The sequence below is a fragment of the Anaerococcus jeddahensis genome (assembly GCF_001182725.1).
GTDB lineage: Bacteria > Bacillota > Clostridia > Tissierellales > Peptoniphilaceae > Anaerococcus > Anaerococcus jeddahensis.
The window spans coordinates 975,406-992,578 of record NZ_CWHU01000005.1 but is presented as its reverse complement, the minus strand read 5'-3'; the positions used below and the strand labels follow the sequence as shown (position 1 = coordinate 992,578).

Here is a 17,173-nt window from a genome sequence, read left to right as displayed (position 1 = left end):
CCACAGTGGGATTACACGGACAAAATGACTACCGGCAGAGAGGTAGAGCCTAAGTTATCAATGTTAATTAAGTGGAACATGGTAAGCCTGTACCGTTGCCAAAAGGCAAGGTAAATCGTAAGAAATGCTGATAATGGTGCAGGTAAAGGATAATGGAAAAAGCGAACGCCATCTTGTAATGAGATGGATAGGGGTTCAAAATTTGCCCTAACTTGAAAGAGTGCAGACTTCCATTTGGTTTTTAATCACAAGAGAACTTGTAGAATTTTTGAAAGGAGAAAGCAAATGAACAGTAAAATGTGTGCTACTACTAACAGAGCTAAAGACTGGGAAAGTATAGATTTTTCAGTAGCAGAAAGCTATGTTAAAAAACTACAAATGCGTATTGTGAAAGCGTGGAAAATGAGTAAATACGGAAAGGTAAAATCTTTACAGCATTTACTAACAACTTCATTTTATGCAAAAGCCTTGGCTATTAAGAGGGTAACTGAAAACCAAGGCAAGAAAACAAGTGGTGTTGACGGCGAACTATGGCTAACACCACAGGCAAAGTATAAGGCGATAGAAAAGTTAAACTTAAGAGGATATAAACCTAAACCTCTTAAAAGAGTGTATATACCAAAGAAAAATGGTAAGAAAAGACCTCTTAGCATTCCTACAATGACAGACAGAGCAATGCAAACCCTATATAAATTTGCACTTGAACCCATAGCAGAAACTACTGCTGACCCTAATTCTTATGGATTTAGGGCAAAAAGATGTACACAAGATGCTATCGAGCAGTGTTTTACATCACTTAATAAAAAGAAATCTGCAAAATGGGTACTTGAGGGAGATATAAAAGGTTGTTTTGATAATATAAGTCATGAATGGATATTAAATAATATCCCAATGAACAAGAAATTATTAAAACTCTGGCTTGAGTGTGGATATATAGAAAAACAAAAACTATTTCCAACAGAAACAGGAAGTCCCCAAGGCTCGCCAATATCACCTATTATTTCCAATATGGTATTAGATGGTTTAGAAAAAGCAATCAAAGAGAAATACCATAGAAGAACAGTAAATAAGAAAACATATTTCCCAAAGGTTAACTTTGTTAGATATGCAGATGATTTCATCGTTACAGGGGAAAGTGCAGAATTGCTTGAAAATGGTGTAAAGCCAATCATTGTAAAATTCTTGGCTGAAAGAGGTTTAGAATTATCAGAGGAAAAGACACTTATAACACACATAAATGACGGTTTTGATTTTCTTGGAGTTAATATTAGGATGTATAAAGATAAGTTGCTTACAAAACCATCTGATAATAACTTCAAGGCTATTGTCGATAAAATCAGACGAATCATAAAAGATAATCCGTCAATGAAACAAGAAATTTTGATCAGAAAATTAAATCCAATCATTATAGGTTGGGTAAACTATCAGAAATATAATGTTTCATCAAAAGCGTTTGAAAAACTTGATTATGAAATATATAAATGCCTGTGGGACTGGTGTGTTCGTAGACATCCTAAGAAAGGTAGAAAATGGATAGCTAAAAAGTATTTCCATACGATTGGAAATAGAACTTGGACTTTCAGTGTATCAACTGGAGACAGAATGGAGAATGGCGAGAAATACTATCTTCGTCTTAAATATGCTACAGATACTGATATTAAGAGATTTACCAAGATACAAGCTGAAGCAAATCCATTTGATGAAAATTGGCAAATATACTTTGAAGAAAGAGAAGAGTTAAAAATACGAAACGAACTTAAAGGACGTACAGTTATAAATAGACTGTATAAAACGCAAAATGGAATATGCCCTGTTTGTGGAGAGAAAATAACTATGGATACAGACTTTAGAGTACATCAAACAATTCAAAATAATATTACCCTTGAAACTTTAGTACACCCTTGGTGTCATAGAAAATTGCATATAAATGATGAAGAAAACACGCTGGCTCTTTAATTAGGGCTTATAAAAACTTGAGCCGTGTGAGGGGAAACTCTCATGCACGGTTCTTAGAGGGGAAAGGGATAGTAATATCCCCGACCTACTCGACCAGACGATAGAGAATAAGCAGAAATTCATTTCTCAAATTATGACAAGCAAGACGCCTGTGCGTGTTGCAGAAGATGTTGATGAAGCAAGTCTGTCTTATTCAGAGATTAAGGCTTTAGCTACTGGTAATCCATTAATTAAAGAAAAAATGGATTTAGATAACGAAGTTACAAAGCTAAAAATGCTTGAAGCAAACTATAAGTCTAATAAATACAAGCTTGAAGATAAGGTAAATAAATTTTATCCTCAAAGTATTTTAAAAACTGAAATGGAAATACAAGCAGTTAAAGAAGATATTGCAAGTGTTGAGAAATTAGGAGAAGGAGATAGTAAATTCACTTCAATCAGTCTTAGAGAAAATAAAATTTTAGATAAGAAAGAAGCTGGAGAGAAGCTATTAGAAGAAATAAAAAAGGTAAAGATAAATGATAGCAAGGTCATTGGTAAATATAGAAATTTAGACTTACAAGTTTCATATAACTTTATGACTAATACTCACACTTTTAAACTTCTAGGAAAAGCAGAATACTTTGGAGAGTTTTCAAACTCTACTGATGGTAATATAACAAGACTTGATAATGCAATTGAAAAAATGCCTGCAAGACTTGAAAGATTAAATCAAAACCTTGAAAACTATAAAGAATCTTTAGAAAATGCCAAAGTAGAATTAACCAAACCATTTGAAAAAGCAGATGAGTTAAGGGATAAGACACTAAGACTAGCTGAAATTAATAAACTTTTAGATATGGGAGAAGTGGAAGAATTAGAAAACCAATCACCATTATTAGAAGAATTAAAGAGAGCGATAGTTGATTATTCTAACTACGAGTTTTCAGAATCTAATAACTATGAAGACTTTGAAAAACTATACCCCGATTTAAGCCATATAGGACTTGCCTATACAGAAACACCTGATGGTAAGCACTCTATCCAATATGAGGTAAACTTGGAAGAAAAAACATGGACTCAGTATGTAGATAATGTTGCTATTAGAACAGAATCTTTTGTAGAAGAAGATATATCTAATTCACAAGCTCTTAAAGATATGACTGAAGCAATAAAGATGTCAAGTTTTGATGATCTGGTATCAGTAGATGAAGAAGATTTAAAACAAGCTCTAGGACTAGAAATAGATGATGATGGAAACTTCTATGATCCACTGGCAAAAGATCTTGATAATGACGGAATACCAGATAGGTATGACAATGATTTTAAAGATAGTGATTACTTTGAATCAACTTATGATGTAGAGGATAATCTTCACGCAAGGGAAGAGAAACCATCGATATTGGGACAAATATCAAAATTCAAATCAGAAGAAGAAAAAGATAAAAATCTAGAAAGAAATGAAAAAGGACAAGAAAGATAGAGGAGGGTGAATAGCTCTCCTTATTTAGTACAAGGAGGAAATTATGGAATACAAAGATATTAGAGAAAACTTAGAAGAAATGATGAATGATAACTATAAGGATTTTATAAAAGCACTTGTAAGCATAGAAAAAGGTGTTACTGATGAAAAGGCACTTGAAGAAGTCTATGTCTTATATATGAACGATGACACAATAGGTTTACTAAGTGATGACTTTGACTATATGATTGATGATATGAAAGAACAAGGTAAGATTGTTGAAAACACCAATGAACTTGAAGAAAAAGACGACCTCATAAATCTCGTGGGTAATATATCTGGAAAAGTAGAAAATCTTGAAAGAGAAAATGCTAATGGAGAAAAGTTCAAGGTAAGCAACTTTTCAATTGTTTCAAAGGATGACGATGGAAATAAGGTATATACAAATTGTTCAGCCTATGGAGATAAGACAAAAGATTTAAAGAACTTAAAACAAGGAGATTTTGTTAAAATCTTCGGACAAGTAAAAACAAGCATTGATAACAACGGAAAGGAACATAAAAATGTTCGTATTTTGTCTTCTAAGCTATTAAAAGCAAAAGAACAAGTAAAGAGTCAAGACAAGGATAAAAAGTCCATATTAGGGCAAATAAAAAGCTTTAAGACAGACGATAAAACTAAATCTAATAAGAAAGACCATAGCAAAAGCGCAGAGAGATAAATATTGGCAGTCTTCGGACTGCCTTTATTTTTTTGCCATATTTAAACAGATTGTATAGTGACGTTAGGTATGATACACAAAAGTTAGCTGTAATTATATCTTAATACGTCTATAATAGTATTAAAAGCTGAAGTTAAAATAGGAACACAAAAATATTACGATATATTGAAATTTGTAATTAATACCAGAATATTATGTATAATTTTAATAGATCCTTTTCGGAGTTAAGAAAATCAGATTGTATATAGATAAAGATTATAGGGTTTAAAATATAAAAGGAGGGCAGGATGAAAAAACAAGATTTGATTTTAATTACACATATTTTATTGCAAGTTATTTTGTTTATGCCTATAGCGCCATTTATAAGATATCAACAGAGGCTAGATATAGGAATTTTAATAGTTTTTTTACTAAGTATTATAAATTTCATATCCTATATTATATGCATATTAAATTCTGAAAAAAAATATATTTTAATCCATAGCCTAGTAGTTGAATTATTTATTATTTTTAATTTTCTAGAAGACTTAATATTAAGAGACTTAATAATAGGTAAACACATCGAACTATTAATATATAGCTTGATACTATTTGCAAGTTTCAATCTTTTAAGCTCATCAAATAGAATTAAGTTCATGCCATTAATTACAACTGTAGGGATTATTATATCAATAATAATGATGAAATTTAATACTTATTTAGCATCTTCAATATTTAATTATGTTGTGATTATTTTATTATTGACTCCAATAATATTATATTCAAATGATAAGAATATTCGAAAATATGAAAGCAAGACAATTATAATATTGCAAACTTTATTTATAATAACTTTCTTCATATATAAGAAGTATGAAGGTTTAGGTCTAGTTTCAATAAGTGAGTATCAACTGTTTACATGTATCTTCATTGAATCTATATTGCTGTATAGGATTAGTAAGACAAAAATCAAAAGCGGTTTATTATTTTTCTCCCGTTCTTTGAAAAAAATATTTCCTGAATTTTTAATTTTGTTTCTAATGCTCTATTTAACTTCATTATCTTTTTCGGGAGTTATATTATTTTCTTTAAGCTTTTTTATGTTTTTGGTAGAATTTAGCTTGTTCGAAAAACATAAAAAATCCAATTATATAACTTTTGAGGAGATGTTGAATAACTATTATGTTGAAAAACATAGAAATTTAGAAATTGAAAAATTGAATGCTCTAAGGATACAGACCTTTTTACATGATGACATTCTACAGATTATAATAGCTATAAGAAGGTGGATAGGAGATAATCTTTCAGGATCTGGCAAAAAATACATTATAGAAAATCTGGATAAGTTAAACGACTTGATTCGCCATGAAATAAATTCATTTAATCCAACGCTCAATGATTATAGTTCTCTTTATGACGCATATAGTAGACTTATAGTTGATATAGAAAATATGTATTTAGATAATGAAATGCTTATAGAATTTGAATGTGATAGAAATATAGATTTACCCAGTCCTTATGCTGAATTGATTTACAAATGTATCAATGAATTATTAATAAATGCATTAAAACATTCAAAAGGATATAGCACGGATATAGTTCTTATAAATTTAGAAGATAAAATTGATCTTACAATAAAAAATTATGGGGATTATTTAGAAGATGAAGAAAAAATAGTAGAGGGAAATATAGGATTAAATATTTTAAGATTAAACTTAAGAGAATACGGCGGAAAATTTGATTTTAATTTTTCCAATAATCAAAATGAACTAGATGAATCATTTGTAAAATTTAAAATAGAAATTCCAGTAGAAAGGAGTGTAGTAAATGAAAATCTTATTAATAGAAGATCATAAAATGGTTGCAACTTCTTTGAAAATGAGCCTAGAGATGGACGAATCTATTTCTGTAGATATAGTAAATAATGTTAGAGACCTATGTATAAATGAATATGTTCTTAAATATGATTTGTTACTAATAGATATTAATTTAACAGGAATAGAAGGAACGATAAATGGTTTAGATGTGGCTGAAGAATTTATTAATAAATATGTAGATCTTAAAATAGTAATATTAACAGCATATAAATTAGACTTTTATATTAAAAGAGCAAAAAGAATTGGATGTAAAGGATTTATTTCCAAGGAAGAAGAGACATCTAACCTAATAGAAGATATAAAATCTATCGCCTTGAAAGACAAAGCGATTTTTCCAGAAGATAATCATATGTTAGAACCATTAACAAAAAGTGAAATTCATATAGTTAAACTATATTCAAACGGACTATCAAGGAAAGAGTTAGCCAAAGAGCTAAATACAAATGTAAGAAGCCTGGCAGTATCCTTATCACGAATATATCAAAAGTTAGGCGTTAGAAATTATCAAGAAATGATAGATAAGGTCAGAGAACTAGGCTATGTAGATTCATTTTAATAATCAGCATTAGGACTTTAATTCCGAGTGCTTTTTTTATTCACAAAAGTTAGCTGAAATGAAAATTAAGATATTATAAACTTAATATGTAAGAAATTGGATTTATAATTTATATTTATAAGGAGATAGAATGAAAAAAACAAAAAAAGGAATCAATATTTTATTAATTACGTGCGTAATTGTTTTTGTAATAATAATATTTAGTAATCTTAGGAAAAATAAAGACTGGTATAGAGATTTTCACCAAGGAGAAGATATAAAAAAATATTGTATGTATATAACAAACGATGAAAACAAAGACTTTAATAAGTATATTGAAACAATAGCTAATGATGAAAAAATTTATATAAGAGAACTAAATATTGATAAAGTTAATCCTAAAAATGTTGATGTAAAAATCGATAAAAATAAAGTTCCATATTTGATAGTTATAGATAATGGAAATATAAGAAAGGAAATTTCTTTTAGTGATAAAAAGAAATCAAAAGATAATTTAACTGAATATCTAGATGTTCAGTTAAATGAATAAGGTTGGTGATTATTTGATTAAAGTTATGCTAACTAATGCTTGTAATTTGGATTGTAAAAATAAACGTTGTAATTGTGAATTTTTTAAAGAATTAATTATTTTTTCATTGTTTAATTATGATAAACAACAAAGTTGTAAGGAAAATTTAAAAGAATTTATATCTGGGAAGTCTAAGAATTACATACTTGATTTGAAAGAAAGGAGATCTTGGAATGAGTTGTTTAGAAATAAGTGATTTAACAAAATCATATGACAAAAAAACAATTTTAAATAATATTAATTTAACAATTGATTCGGGGAAAATTGTAGGATTATTAGGTGAAAATGGTGCAGGAAAGTCAACTTTAATGAAATGTATAGTTGGTTTGGTAAAAATAGATTCAGGAGAAATTAATTTTAAATTTAAAGGGAAAAACAAGTTAGGATTTTTAATAGAATATCCTGCATTTTATCCAAATTTATCTGCTTTTGATAATCTTAAAATTTTTGCATCGTTATTAGATATTAAAAACGAAAGAATAAGTGAAGTGATAAAAGAAGTTGGGCTTTATAAGTATACTGATGTGATTTTTGATAATTATTCTTTAGGAATGAAACAAAGATTAGGTTTAGCCAGAGCTATATTAGCTAATCCAGATTTATTAATATTAGATGAACCATTTAATGGGCTAGATCCTTCTGGAATAATAGAAATTAGAAATTTATTGAAAAAATTGACTTATTCTGGAAAATCAATTTTAGTATCAAGTCATAATTTGCCAGAAATCGAGAAGATAGCAGATGAAATTGATTTACTATACGACAAGAGAATTGTAGAAAGTTTTAATATGTCTGATATACAACAGATGAATAAACTTATAGTAAAATCTAATAATCCAAAAGAAATAAAACAAATGCTCGAAAAATATAAATTAAATTATTTTTATAAAATTTATGAACAAACGTTAGTCATTCAAGGTGAAGTTATAAATTCCGAAAGAATCTTAGATTTAATATATAAGAATAAATTCAGAATTTCAGAGATATATTTTCAACGAACTTCTCTAGAAGAGCATTTTGAAGAAATGGTAGGTGCCAAAATTGGAAAGATTAAATAGAGAATTTTTAAAAATTAAAGGGACAAAGATTTATTTGGGTTCTATATATGCGTCAATTATATTGACAGGTTTTATAGTTTTTAAAGATGTTTTTATGGCTGAGTCAGTTAGAAGAATAGGAGTTGAAAAATGGGTATGGTCAAATATATTGATTGGTAATTTTATACTATTACATATGATAAGCATAATTTTTATAACTTTAATAATTCAAAGAGAGTATTCAAATAATATTACACAAAACTTACTTGCATATTTAAAAAATAGATTTGACTTTATTATAGGTAAAATTGCTATTTGGTTTAGTTTACATTTAATAATAACAATATGTAGTTATTTAATGGCATTAATTGGTGGGTTAGTTATTTTTAAAAATCTTGAATATTCTAGTTATATTGAATATTTATCTATTATATATTTAAAAACATTGATATTAGGATTTCTTATCTTAATTCCTAATATAGTAGTATGTATAGCTCAAAAGAAGAATTATATAGTGTCCTTTATTTCAGGAGCGATTACTATTCTATTGTCTGTTGGATTCTTACAAGCTAATAATATTATACCATATATATTGCCTTGGAGTTCAGCATATATTTTAATATTCAATGCTAATAATCCGTATAAAATATGGGAGATGGCTTCTATTATAATAATTGTTTTCATATCTTTATTCCTGGCTATTCATATATTAAAAAAACAGGAATTTTAAATTTATAAATACGGTATATTTAGTATGAAAAAAATAAAAATAGGGATAATAGATGGTTATTACAGAAACGACGAAGAAAAAAATATAATAACAGTTAATAATAGTAAAATTCAAAATATTAATAATTTTCACACAAAAATAATACTTGATTTAATAAAAAACAAATTAGGCGATTCTTGTGAAAGAAATATAGAATTTGTCATTTTACCGATTCTCAATTTAAATAATTTTGGAGAATTAAGGGATTTATATTGGGCTTTGGAAAAGTGTTTATTAATGGATGTAGATATAATTAATGTTAGTCTAGGAACAAATCGAGTTATAAAGAATAAAATAATAGATAAATTAATAGGAGAATTAAAAAAGAAAGGATGTTAAAGGACAAGATAGAGAAATATACATTTGTGATGGGAGTAATAGTATTTATTGTTTCATACAATCTTCCTATAAATATGCTAAATAGATTTACGGAATTAAAACCATTAGGATTGAGTACATTTTTTATATGCCCTATATTGGGAATAATTGGATTGATTTTTTCGTTTAAAAGAAAGTCTATATTGTTTTCTATATTAAACTTAATATTAATATTATCTTTTTCAATTACTATGTTTTTGGGAAATTTATTTTTTGAATAATTGGTATGAAAAATAAAAAATATAATCAAAGGGATATATCTGGTAGTTGTTATTTTATTAATGCTTAAATTGTTTAAATTAAAAACAGTATAAAAATCTAATTATCCGCATAAACACTGGACTTATCACACTTTATCAAGGTCAAAACCACTCAATTTACTACTAATTTACTACTTATGAATGAGCTTTGATACGACGATTTATCCTTGAAAAGTGAAGATACAAAGATACTTCCAATAAAATTGAATATTTAATAGGTAGACACTTCAAAAAATGAGGTGTCTATTTTTTTACCCAATATTTGAAAGGAAGTGAACTTATGAAAACAGAAAATCAAGAATCAAAAGGTCGCTCCCCTCCCTTTAAGACCATCAAACAAACAAGATTTATCAAACAATAAAAAGAAAGGATAGGTAAAAATATGGAACTTAAATTTGTGATTCCCAACATGGAAAAAACATTTGGCAATTTAGAATTTGCTGGCGAGGATAAAGTAGAACAGCGAAGAATCAACGGACAATTAACTGTCTTATCTCGAAGCTACAACCTCTATTCTGACGTTCAAAGAGCAGATGATATTGTGGTGGTGCTTCCTGCTGAAGCTGGAGAAAAACATTTCGGCTTTGAGGAACGTGTAATGTTAGTCAATCCACGTATTACCGCAGAGGGCTATAAAATTGGTACTCGTGGATTCACAAATTACCTTTTACATGCGGACGACATGATAAAAGAATAAAGAAAGAGAGGAAAAATGATGAGATTACCTAATGGCATTGTATTAGATAAAGACGCTACATTTGGAGAATTAAAGTTTTCAGCACTCCGTCGTGAAGTACGAATCCAAAATGACGACGGTACGGTTTCAGATGAAATCAAAGAACGTACCTATGATTTAAAATCCAAAGGGCAAGGACGTATGATTCAAGTGAGTATTCCTGCCAGTGTTCCTTTGAAAGAGTTTGACTATAACGCAAAAGTGGAAATCATCAATCCAGTTGCAGATACCGTCGCTACCGCTACCTTCCGAGGGGCAGATGTTGACTGGTATATCAAGGCAGACGATATTGTATTGACGAAAGATTCCAGTACCTTTAAAAATCAGCCACAACCTAAAAAAGAGCCAGCCACGGATAAATAGTCATGCTACTTCCACTAGAGAGAAAGGAGGAAATCCCGCATGAAACAGTTTGGCATTCGTGGTAAAAGGATTCGCCCAAGTGACAAGGATTTAGTCTTTCATTTTACAGTAGCGTCCTTACTGCCAATTTTCCTGCTGGTTATCGGACTGTTTCATGTGAAGACAATCCAGCAGATTAACTGGCAGGACTTTAACCTATCACAAGTAGACAAGATTCACATTCCCTATTTAGTTATTAGTGTTAGTGTCGCAATTCTTGTCTGCTTGCTGGTGGCATTTCTATTCAAAAGATATAGATATGATACAGTAAAACAACTGTACCACCGTCAAAAGCTGGCTAAGATGGTACTTGAAAACAAGTGGTATGAATCGGAACAGGTCAAAACAGATGGCTTCTTCAAAGATTCGTCCAGTCGTACTAAGGAAAAGATAACCTACTTTCCCAAAATATTTTATCGCCTTAAAGATGGTTTAATACAGATGCGAGTGGAAATCACGCTAGGAAAATATCAAGACCAGCTCCTACACTTGGAAAAGAAATTAGAAAGCGGATTGTACTGTGAGCTGACGGATAAAGAGTTAAAAGATTCTTATGTGGAATATACCCTGCTCTATGACACCATCGCCAGTCGTATTTCTATTGATGAAGTCCAAGCCAAAGATGGCAAACTACGCTTGATGGAAAACGTATGGTGGGAATATGACAAGCTCCCTCACATGCTCATAGCTGGTGGTACAGGTGGCGGTAAAACTTACTTTATACTGACACTGATTGAAGCCTTGCTTTATACAGATTCTAAGCTCTATATTCTTGACCCAAAGAACGCCGACCTTGCCGACTTAGGCTCTGTGATGGGGAATGTCTACTACAGAAAAGAAGATATGCTCTCCTGCATTGACCGTTTCTATGATGAAATGATGGCACGAAGTGAAGCTATGAAAGAGATGGAAAACTATAAGACTGGCGAGAACTATGCCTACTTAGGACTTCCTGCAAACTTTCTTATCTTTGATGAATACGTGGCTTTCATGGAAATGCTGGGAAATAAAGAAAATACCGCAGTCTTAAACAAGCTCAAACAGATTGTCATGTTAGGTCGTCAAGCTGGCTTCTTTTTAATACTGGCTTGTCAACGTCCAGACGCAAAATATTTAGGCGACGGAATCCGTGACCAGTTTAATTTCAGAGTGGCACTTGGAAGAATGTCTGAAATGGGCTATGGCATGATGTTTGGCAGTGATGTACAAAAAGATTTCTTCTTAAAACAAATCAAAGGTCGTGGCTATGTTGATGTGGGAACAAGTGTCATATCAGAATTTTACACTCCCTTAGTACCAAAAGGTCATGACTTTTTGGAGGAAATAAAAAAACTAACCAACAGCAGACAGTCCACGCAGGCGACGTGCGAAGCGAAAGTCGCAGGTGTGGACTGATCTTGCTGGCTGGTGTGGCGATAGCCACGCCAGCACCTAACCCCCCGTATCTAACAGGGGGGTACAAATCGACAGGAAACAGTCAAAAAAATAGCAGAAAATTCTTTGGTTACAAGGAGTTTAGAAAATTTCGTGGTATGTCAAATGAGCTTCAATAGTTGACATACCTTTTTTAATTGGAGGGATTTAACTGAATGAACAAACTTTGATACAGCATTTAAAGGAAAAACGGTTGGCTTATGGGCTATCTCAAAACCGACTGGCTATTGCTACAGGCATTACAAGGCAATATCTTAGCGACATTGAAACTGGCAAGGTTAAGCCATCAGACGAGTTGCAACAATCCCTTTGGGAAACTCTGGAACGCTTCAATCCCGATGCCCCACTTGAAATGCTCTTTGACTATGTAAGGATTCGCTTTCCCACAATGGACGTACAGCATGTGGTTGAAGAAATATTGCAATTGAAACTTTCCTATTTTCTTCATGAAGACTATGGCTTTTATTCTTATTCAGAACATTATGCCTTAGGCGATATATTCGTTCTCTGCTCTCATGAGATAGACAAAGGTGTTCTGGTGGAATTAAAAGGTCGTGGGTGCAGACAATTTGAAAGCTATCTTCTAGCACAACAAAGAAGCTGGTATGAGTTCTTTATGGACGCTTTGGTGGCTGGTGGCGTGATGAAACGCCTTGACCTTGCCATCAACGATAAAACAGGGATTTTGAATATTCCCACACTGACGGAAAAATGCCTACAGGAAGAGTGTATTTCGGTGTTCCGCAGTTTCAAGAGCTATCGCAGTGGCGAACTGGTACGCAAAGATGAAAAGGAATGTATGGGAAACACGCTTTATATCGGTTCATTACAAAGCGAAGTCTATTTCTGTATCTATGAAAAGGACTATGAGCAGTACAAGAAAAATGATATTCCCATTGAAGACGCAGAGGTTAAAAACCGTTTTGAAATCCGACTAAAAAATGAGCGTGCCTATTATGCAGTACGTGATTTACTTGTCTATGATAATCCAGAGCATACAGCTTTTAAGATTATCAATCGGTATATCCGCTTTGTGGATAAGGACGATTCAAAAGCACGTTCCGATTGGAAACTCAATGAAGAATGGGCATGGTTTATTGGAAACAATCGTGAACGATTAAAGCTAACCACAAAACCAGAGCCTTACTCTTTCCAAAGGACACTAAACTGGCTATCTCATCAAGTCGCCCCGACCTTAAAGGTTGCTATTACACTTGATGAAATTAACCAGACGCAGGTTGTGAAAGACATTCTCGACCATGCGAAACTGACAGACCGACACAAGCAGATTTTAAAGCAACAGTCGGTAAAAGAACAGGACGTGATAACGACAAAAAAATAACTTAAATACAAATTCACTGCATACAGAAAGGAGAACATTTTTATGAATTTTGGACAAAACCTTTATAACTGGTTTCTATCAAATGCTCAATCACTGGTACTTTTAGCAATCGTTGTAATTGGCTTGTATCTTGGCTTCAAGCGTGAGTTTAGTAAACTGATTGGCTTTCTCATCATTGCGATTATTGCGGTGGGCTTGGTGTTCAACGCTGCTGGAGTAAAAGACATTTTATTAGAGCTATTTAATCGCATTATCGGTGCTTAAATTAAACCGTTATTTTGTGGAATATAAGTGGTTTTCTTATGTTCCGCAAAAGAATGGTACACCAAACGAAGTGCGGTAGGGATTTTTGAATCTCTACAAAGAAAGGACGTGAACACATGGACGATATGCAAGTCTATATTGCCAACTTAGGTAAATACAATGAAGGAGAATTAGTCGGTGCTTGGTTTACCTTTCCCATTGATTTTGAAGAAGTCAAAGAGAAAATCGGCTTGAATGATGAATACGAGGAATACGCCATTCACGATTATGAGTTACCCTTTACGGTTGACGAATACACTTCTATTGGCGAACTCAATCGCCTATGGGAAATGGTATCGGAGTTGCCAGAGGAACTACAATCCGAGCTATCTGCTCTGCTCACTCATTTTTCAAGTATTGAGGAACTAAGCGAACATCAAGAGGATATTATCATTCACTCGGATTGTGATGATATGGCAGATGTCGCACGTTACTACATTGAAGAAACTGGAGTATTGGGCGAAGTGCCAACCAGTCTTCAAAACTATATTGATTACGAATCCTATGGTCGTGATTTAGAAATTTCGGGAACTTTTATCACAACCAATTATGGGATTTTTGAAATCGTCTATTGAAAGGATTGATTCTATGAAGAAAATACGAAGCTATACCAGTATTTGGTCTGTTGAGAAAGTGCTGTACTCCATCAACGATTTTAGACTTCCGTTTCCCATAACCTTTACGCAAATGACGTGGTTTGTCGTGTCACTGTTTGCGGTTATGATACTTGGCAACTTGCCACCTCTTTCCATGATTGAGGGAGCATTTCTCAAATATTTTGGAATTCCTGTGGCTTTCACATGGTTTATGTCTACAAAAACCTTTGATGGTAAAAAGCCTTATGGATTTTTGAAGTCTGTCATTGCTTATGCACTGCGACCAAAGCTGACCTATGCAGGGAAAAAAGTAACCCTTGGCAGAAACCAGCCACAAGAAGCCATTACGACAGTTAGGAGTGAATTTTATGGCATATCCAATTAAATACATTGAAAATAATCTGGTCTGGAATAAAGATGGCGAATGTTACGCCTATTATGAGCTTATTCCTTACAATTACTCATTCCTAAGTCCAGAACAGAAAATACAAGTGCATGATTCTTTCAGACAGCTTATCGCACAAAATCGTGATGGCAAGATTCATGCTCTACAAATCAGTACAGAATCCAGCATACGTTCTGCACAAGAACGTTCCAAAGAGGAAGTAACTGGCAAACTCAAAGTAATTGCCTATGACAAAATCGACCAACAGACAGACGCTTTAATATCCATGATTGGCGAAAATCAAGTGGACTACCGCTTCTTTATCGGCTTTAAGTTGCTTCTCAACGATCAAGAGTTTTCTATGAAAAGTCTTACCGTTGAAGCCAAAAATGCTTTGTCTGATTTTGTCTATGATGTGAACCATAAGCTAATGGGCGATTTTGTCAGCATGAGTAATGATGAAATCCTGCGTTTTCAGAAGATGGAAAAGCTCTTGGAAAATAAAATCTCTCGTCGTTTCAAAATCCGTAGACTGGATAAGGACGACTTCGGCTATCTGATTGAACATCTTTATGGACAGACAGGTACAGCTTATGAAGATTATGAGTACCATCTATCAAAGAAGAAGCTGGATAATGAAACGCTGATTAAATATTATGACCTTATTAAACCGACCCGTTGTCTGGTGGAAGAAAAACAGCGATACCTAAAAATTCAACAGGAAGACGAAACCGTCTATGTGGCGTACTTTACCATCAACAGCATTGTCGGCGAATTGGACTTTCCGTCCTCTGAAATCTTCTACTACCAGCAACAGCAATTTACATTCCCGATTGATACTTCTATGAATGTGGAAATCGTGGCAAACCGTAAAGCACTAAGCACCGTTCGTAATAAAAAGAAAGAACTAAAAGACCTAGATAACCACGCATGGCAAAGTGATAACGAAACCAGCTCTAATGTGGCGGAAGCTCTGGAAAGTGTCAATGAGCTGGAAAATAATTTAGACCAAAGCAAGGAATCCATGTATAAGCTCTCTTATGTGGTGCGTGTTTCCGCAAATGACTTGGACGAATTGAAACGTCGTTGTAATGAAGTGAAAGATTTTTATGACGATTTAAGTGTCAAGTTGGTACGACCATTTGGAGATATGCTGGGCTTACATGAAGAATTTTTACCATCAAGCAAGCGTTATATGAATGACTATATTCAGTATGTAACCTCTGATTTCTTAGCTGGACTTGGTTTCGGTGCTACTCAAATGCTTGGCGAAAATGAGGGTATTTATGTTGGCTATAGCTTAGATACAGGACGCAATGTCTACCTCAAACCTGCTCTTGCCAGTCAAGGGGTTAAGGGTTCAGTAACCAATGCATTAGCGTCTGCCTTTGTAGGTTCGCTAGGCGGTGGAAAATCCTTTGCGAATAACCTTATCGTCTATTATGCAGTGCTTTATGGGGCACAAGCAGTGATTGTTGACCCGAAAGCGGAACGTGGCAGATGGAAAGAAACCTTGCCAGAAATCGCTCACGAAATTAATATTGTCAATCTGACTTCTGATGAGAAAAATAAAGGCTTACTTGACCCTTACGTGATTATGAAAAATCCCAAAGATTCTGAATCACTGGCAATCGACATTTTGACGTTCCTTACGGGGATTTCATCACGAGATTCTGACCGTTTCCCTGTTCTACGAAAAGCCATTCGTGCTGTAACTAATAGTGAAGTGCGAGGTCTTCTGAAAGTGATTGAGGAATTACGGGTTGAGGGAACTCAAATAAGCACCAGCATAGCCGACCATATCGAAAGTTTTACAGACTATGACTTTGCACATCTGCTCTTTAGTGATGGATATGTGGAGCAGTCTATCAGTCTTGAAAAACAACTGAACATCATACAGGTTGCCGACTTGGTACTTCCCGATAAAGAAACCTCCTTTGAGGAATATACCACAATGGAGTTACTATCGGTGGCAATGCTGATTGTCATTAGTACCTTTGCGTTAGACTTTATCCATACAGACAGAAGCATTTTTAAAATTGTTGACTTAGACGAAGCGTGGAGCTTTTTACAGGTAGCACAAGGAAAAACACTATCTATGAAGCTGGTTCGGGCTGGTCGTGCTATGAACGCTGGGGTATATTTCGTGACCCAAAATACAGACGACCTCTTAGATGAAAAACTGAAAAATAACCTCGGCTTAAAATTTGCATTTCGTTCCACTGACCTTAACGAGATTAAAAAGACCTTAGCCTTTTTTGGTGTAGACCCAGAGGACGAAAACAATCAGAAGCGATTGCGTGATTTGGAAAACGGGCAATGCCTTATCAGTGATTTATATGGTCGTGTCGGTGTGATACAGTTCCACCCTGTATTTGAAGAACTGCTCCATGCCTTTGATACCAGACCACCTGTGCGAAAAGAGGTGTAAAT

17 protein-coding genes and 1 pseudogene are annotated in these 17,173 nt (G+C 33.0%); all 18 read left to right on the top strand.

The window, feature by feature from the left end:
• The first annotated feature begins 285 nt into the window (after nt 1–285).
• The 18 genes and pseudogenes from ltrA to tcpF all read left to right on the top strand — a co-directional run bounded on the left by ltrA (nt 286) and on the right by tcpF (nt 17,171).
• The gene (ltrA, locus tag BN2087_RS07885) at nt 286–1,956 is read left to right on the top strand and encodes a group II intron reverse transcriptase/maturase (protein ID WP_049691242.1); all 1,671 of its coding nucleotides are present in this window, start codon (nt 286–288) and stop codon (nt 1,954–1,956) included.
• Nucleotides 1,957–2,044: 88 nt separating this feature from the next.
• Nucleotides 2,045–3,418 (top strand): annotated as a pseudogene (locus tag BN2087_RS07880) (helicase-related protein); the annotation flags it as partial.
• A 43-nt stretch (nt 3,419–3,461) separates the two neighbouring features.
• A complete protein-coding gene (locus BN2087_RS07875) occupies nt 3,462–4,118 on the top strand; it encodes a hypothetical protein (RefSeq protein WP_049691240.1) in 657 nt (218 codons plus the stop codon).
• 287 nt (nt 4,119–4,405) lie between these two features.
• Nucleotides 4,406–5,953 carry a sensor histidine kinase gene (locus BN2087_RS07870; RefSeq protein ID WP_000743725.1) on the top strand — a complete coding sequence of 516 codons (1,548 nt, stop codon included), beginning with the start codon at nt 4,406–4,408 and terminating at the stop codon, nt 5,951–5,953.
• A complete protein-coding gene (locus BN2087_RS07865; protein ID WP_000698202.1) occupies nt 5,925–6,530 on the top strand; it encodes a response regulator transcription factor in 606 nt (201 codons plus the stop codon). The genes BN2087_RS07870 and BN2087_RS07865 overlap by 29 nt, the downstream gene beginning before the upstream one ends.
• Before the next feature lie 130 nt (nt 6,531–6,660).
• Complete coding sequence (locus tag BN2087_RS07860) at nt 6,661–7,059, top strand: hypothetical protein (RefSeq protein ID WP_000751463.1); 399 nt, start codon at nt 6,661–6,663, stop codon at nt 7,057–7,059.
• On the top strand, nt 7,052–7,294 hold the full coding sequence (locus BN2087_RS07855) for a hypothetical protein (RefSeq protein ID WP_001045033.1): 243 nt from the start codon (nt 7,052–7,054) through the stop codon (nt 7,292–7,294). Before BN2087_RS07860 ends, BN2087_RS07855 begins: the two co-directional genes overlap by 8 nt.
• Entirely contained in the window at nt 7,272–8,156 is an 885-nt protein-coding gene (locus BN2087_RS07850) for an ATP-binding cassette domain-containing protein (protein WP_004026777.1), read from the top strand. The genes BN2087_RS07855 and BN2087_RS07850 overlap by 23 nt, the downstream gene beginning before the upstream one ends.
• Nucleotides 8,140–8,865 carry an ABC transporter permease gene (locus tag BN2087_RS07845; protein ID WP_000440493.1) on the top strand — a complete coding sequence of 242 codons (726 nt, stop codon included), beginning with the start codon at nt 8,140–8,142 and terminating at the stop codon, nt 8,863–8,865. The genes BN2087_RS07850 and BN2087_RS07845 overlap by 17 nt, the downstream gene beginning before the upstream one ends.
• 24 nt (nt 8,866–8,889) lie before the next feature.
• Complete coding sequence (locus BN2087_RS07840) at nt 8,890–9,243, top strand: hypothetical protein (RefSeq protein ID WP_000721289.1); 354 nt, start codon at nt 8,890–8,892, stop codon at nt 9,241–9,243.
• 681 nt (nt 9,244–9,924) lie between these two features.
• Entirely contained in the window at nt 9,925–10,239 is a 315-nt protein-coding gene (locus BN2087_RS07830; protein WP_000420681.1) for a YdcP family protein, read from the top strand.
• Between the two features lie 15 nt (nt 10,240–10,254).
• Nucleotides 10,255–10,641 (top strand): YdcP family protein, encoded by a 387-nt coding sequence (locus tag BN2087_RS07825; protein WP_000985040.1) that lies wholly within the window; start codon nt 10,255–10,257, stop codon nt 10,639–10,641.
• A gap of 39 nt (nt 10,642–10,680) precedes the next feature.
• A complete protein-coding gene (locus tag BN2087_RS07820) occupies nt 10,681–12,075 on the top strand; it encodes an FtsK/SpoIIIE domain-containing protein (protein ID WP_002368310.1) in 1,395 nt (464 codons plus the stop codon).
• 205 nt (nt 12,076–12,280) lie between these two features.
• On the top strand, nt 12,281–13,456 hold the full coding sequence (gene mobT / locus BN2087_RS07810) for a MobT family relaxase (RefSeq protein WP_002390710.1): 1,176 nt from the start codon (nt 12,281–12,283) through the stop codon (nt 13,454–13,456).
• 42 nt (nt 13,457–13,498) lie between these two features.
• Nucleotides 13,499–13,720: a hypothetical protein gene (locus BN2087_RS07805; RefSeq protein WP_001009056.1), complete on the top strand. Its 222-nt coding sequence runs from the start codon at nt 13,499–13,501 to the stop codon at nt 13,718–13,720.
• A gap of 116 nt (nt 13,721–13,836) precedes the next feature.
• Nucleotides 13,837–14,334 (top strand): antirestriction protein ArdA, encoded by a 498-nt coding sequence (locus BN2087_RS07800; protein WP_002368312.1) that lies wholly within the window; start codon nt 13,837–13,839, stop codon nt 14,332–14,334.
• Between the two features lie 13 nt (nt 14,335–14,347).
• The gene (locus tag BN2087_RS07795; RefSeq protein ID WP_025186755.1) at nt 14,348–14,740 is read left to right on the top strand and encodes a conjugal transfer protein; all 393 of its coding nucleotides are present in this window, start codon (nt 14,348–14,350) and stop codon (nt 14,738–14,740) included.
• Entirely contained in the window at nt 14,724–17,171 is a 2,448-nt protein-coding gene (gene tcpF / locus BN2087_RS07790) for a conjugal transfer ATPase TcpF (protein ID WP_002368314.1), read from the top strand. Before BN2087_RS07795 ends, tcpF begins: the two co-directional genes overlap by 17 nt.
• The last annotated feature ends 2 nt before the right edge of the window (nt 17,172–17,173 follow it).

Excerpts from the sequence above, each read along its gene's own strand:
- BN2087_RS07875 (WP_049691240.1), top strand. The coding sequence starts at position 3,462 with ATGGAATACAAAGATATTAGAGAAAACTTAGAAGAAATGATGAATGAT.
- BN2087_RS07825 (WP_000985040.1), top strand. The coding sequence starts at position 10,255 with ATGATGAGATTACCTAATGGCATTGTATTAGATAAAGACGCTACATTT.
- BN2087_RS07865 (WP_000698202.1), top strand. The coding sequence starts at position 5,925 with ATGAAAATCTTATTAATAGAAGATCATAAAATGGTTGCAACTTCTTTG.
- BN2087_RS07870 (WP_000743725.1), top strand. The coding sequence starts at position 4,406 with ATGAAAAAACAAGATTTGATTTTAATTACACATATTTTATTGCAAGTT.
- BN2087_RS07855 (WP_001045033.1), top strand. The coding sequence starts at position 7,052 with ATGAATAAGGTTGGTGATTATTTGATTAAAGTTATGCTAACTAATGCT.
- ltrA (WP_049691242.1), top strand. The coding sequence starts at position 286 with ATGAACAGTAAAATGTGTGCTACTACTAACAGAGCTAAAGACTGGGAA.
- BN2087_RS07820 (WP_002368310.1), top strand. The coding sequence starts at position 10,681 with ATGAAACAGTTTGGCATTCGTGGTAAAAGGATTCGCCCAAGTGACAAG.
- BN2087_RS07805 (WP_001009056.1), top strand. The coding sequence starts at position 13,499 with ATGAATTTTGGACAAAACCTTTATAACTGGTTTCTATCAAATGCTCAA.
- BN2087_RS07850 (WP_004026777.1), top strand. The coding sequence starts at position 7,272 with ATGAGTTGTTTAGAAATAAGTGATTTAACAAAATCATATGACAAAAAA.
- BN2087_RS07830 (WP_000420681.1), top strand. The coding sequence starts at position 9,925 with ATGGAACTTAAATTTGTGATTCCCAACATGGAAAAAACATTTGGCAAT.
- BN2087_RS07860 (WP_000751463.1), top strand. The coding sequence starts at position 6,661 with ATGAAAAAAACAAAAAAAGGAATCAATATTTTATTAATTACGTGCGTA.
- BN2087_RS07795 (WP_025186755.1), top strand. The coding sequence starts at position 14,348 with ATGAAGAAAATACGAAGCTATACCAGTATTTGGTCTGTTGAGAAAGTG.
- tcpF (WP_002368314.1), top strand. The coding sequence starts at position 14,724 with ATGGCATATCCAATTAAATACATTGAAAATAATCTGGTCTGGAATAAA.
- BN2087_RS07800 (WP_002368312.1), top strand. The coding sequence starts at position 13,837 with ATGGACGATATGCAAGTCTATATTGCCAACTTAGGTAAATACAATGAA.
- BN2087_RS07840 (WP_000721289.1), top strand. The coding sequence starts at position 8,890 with ATGAAAAAAATAAAAATAGGGATAATAGATGGTTATTACAGAAACGAC.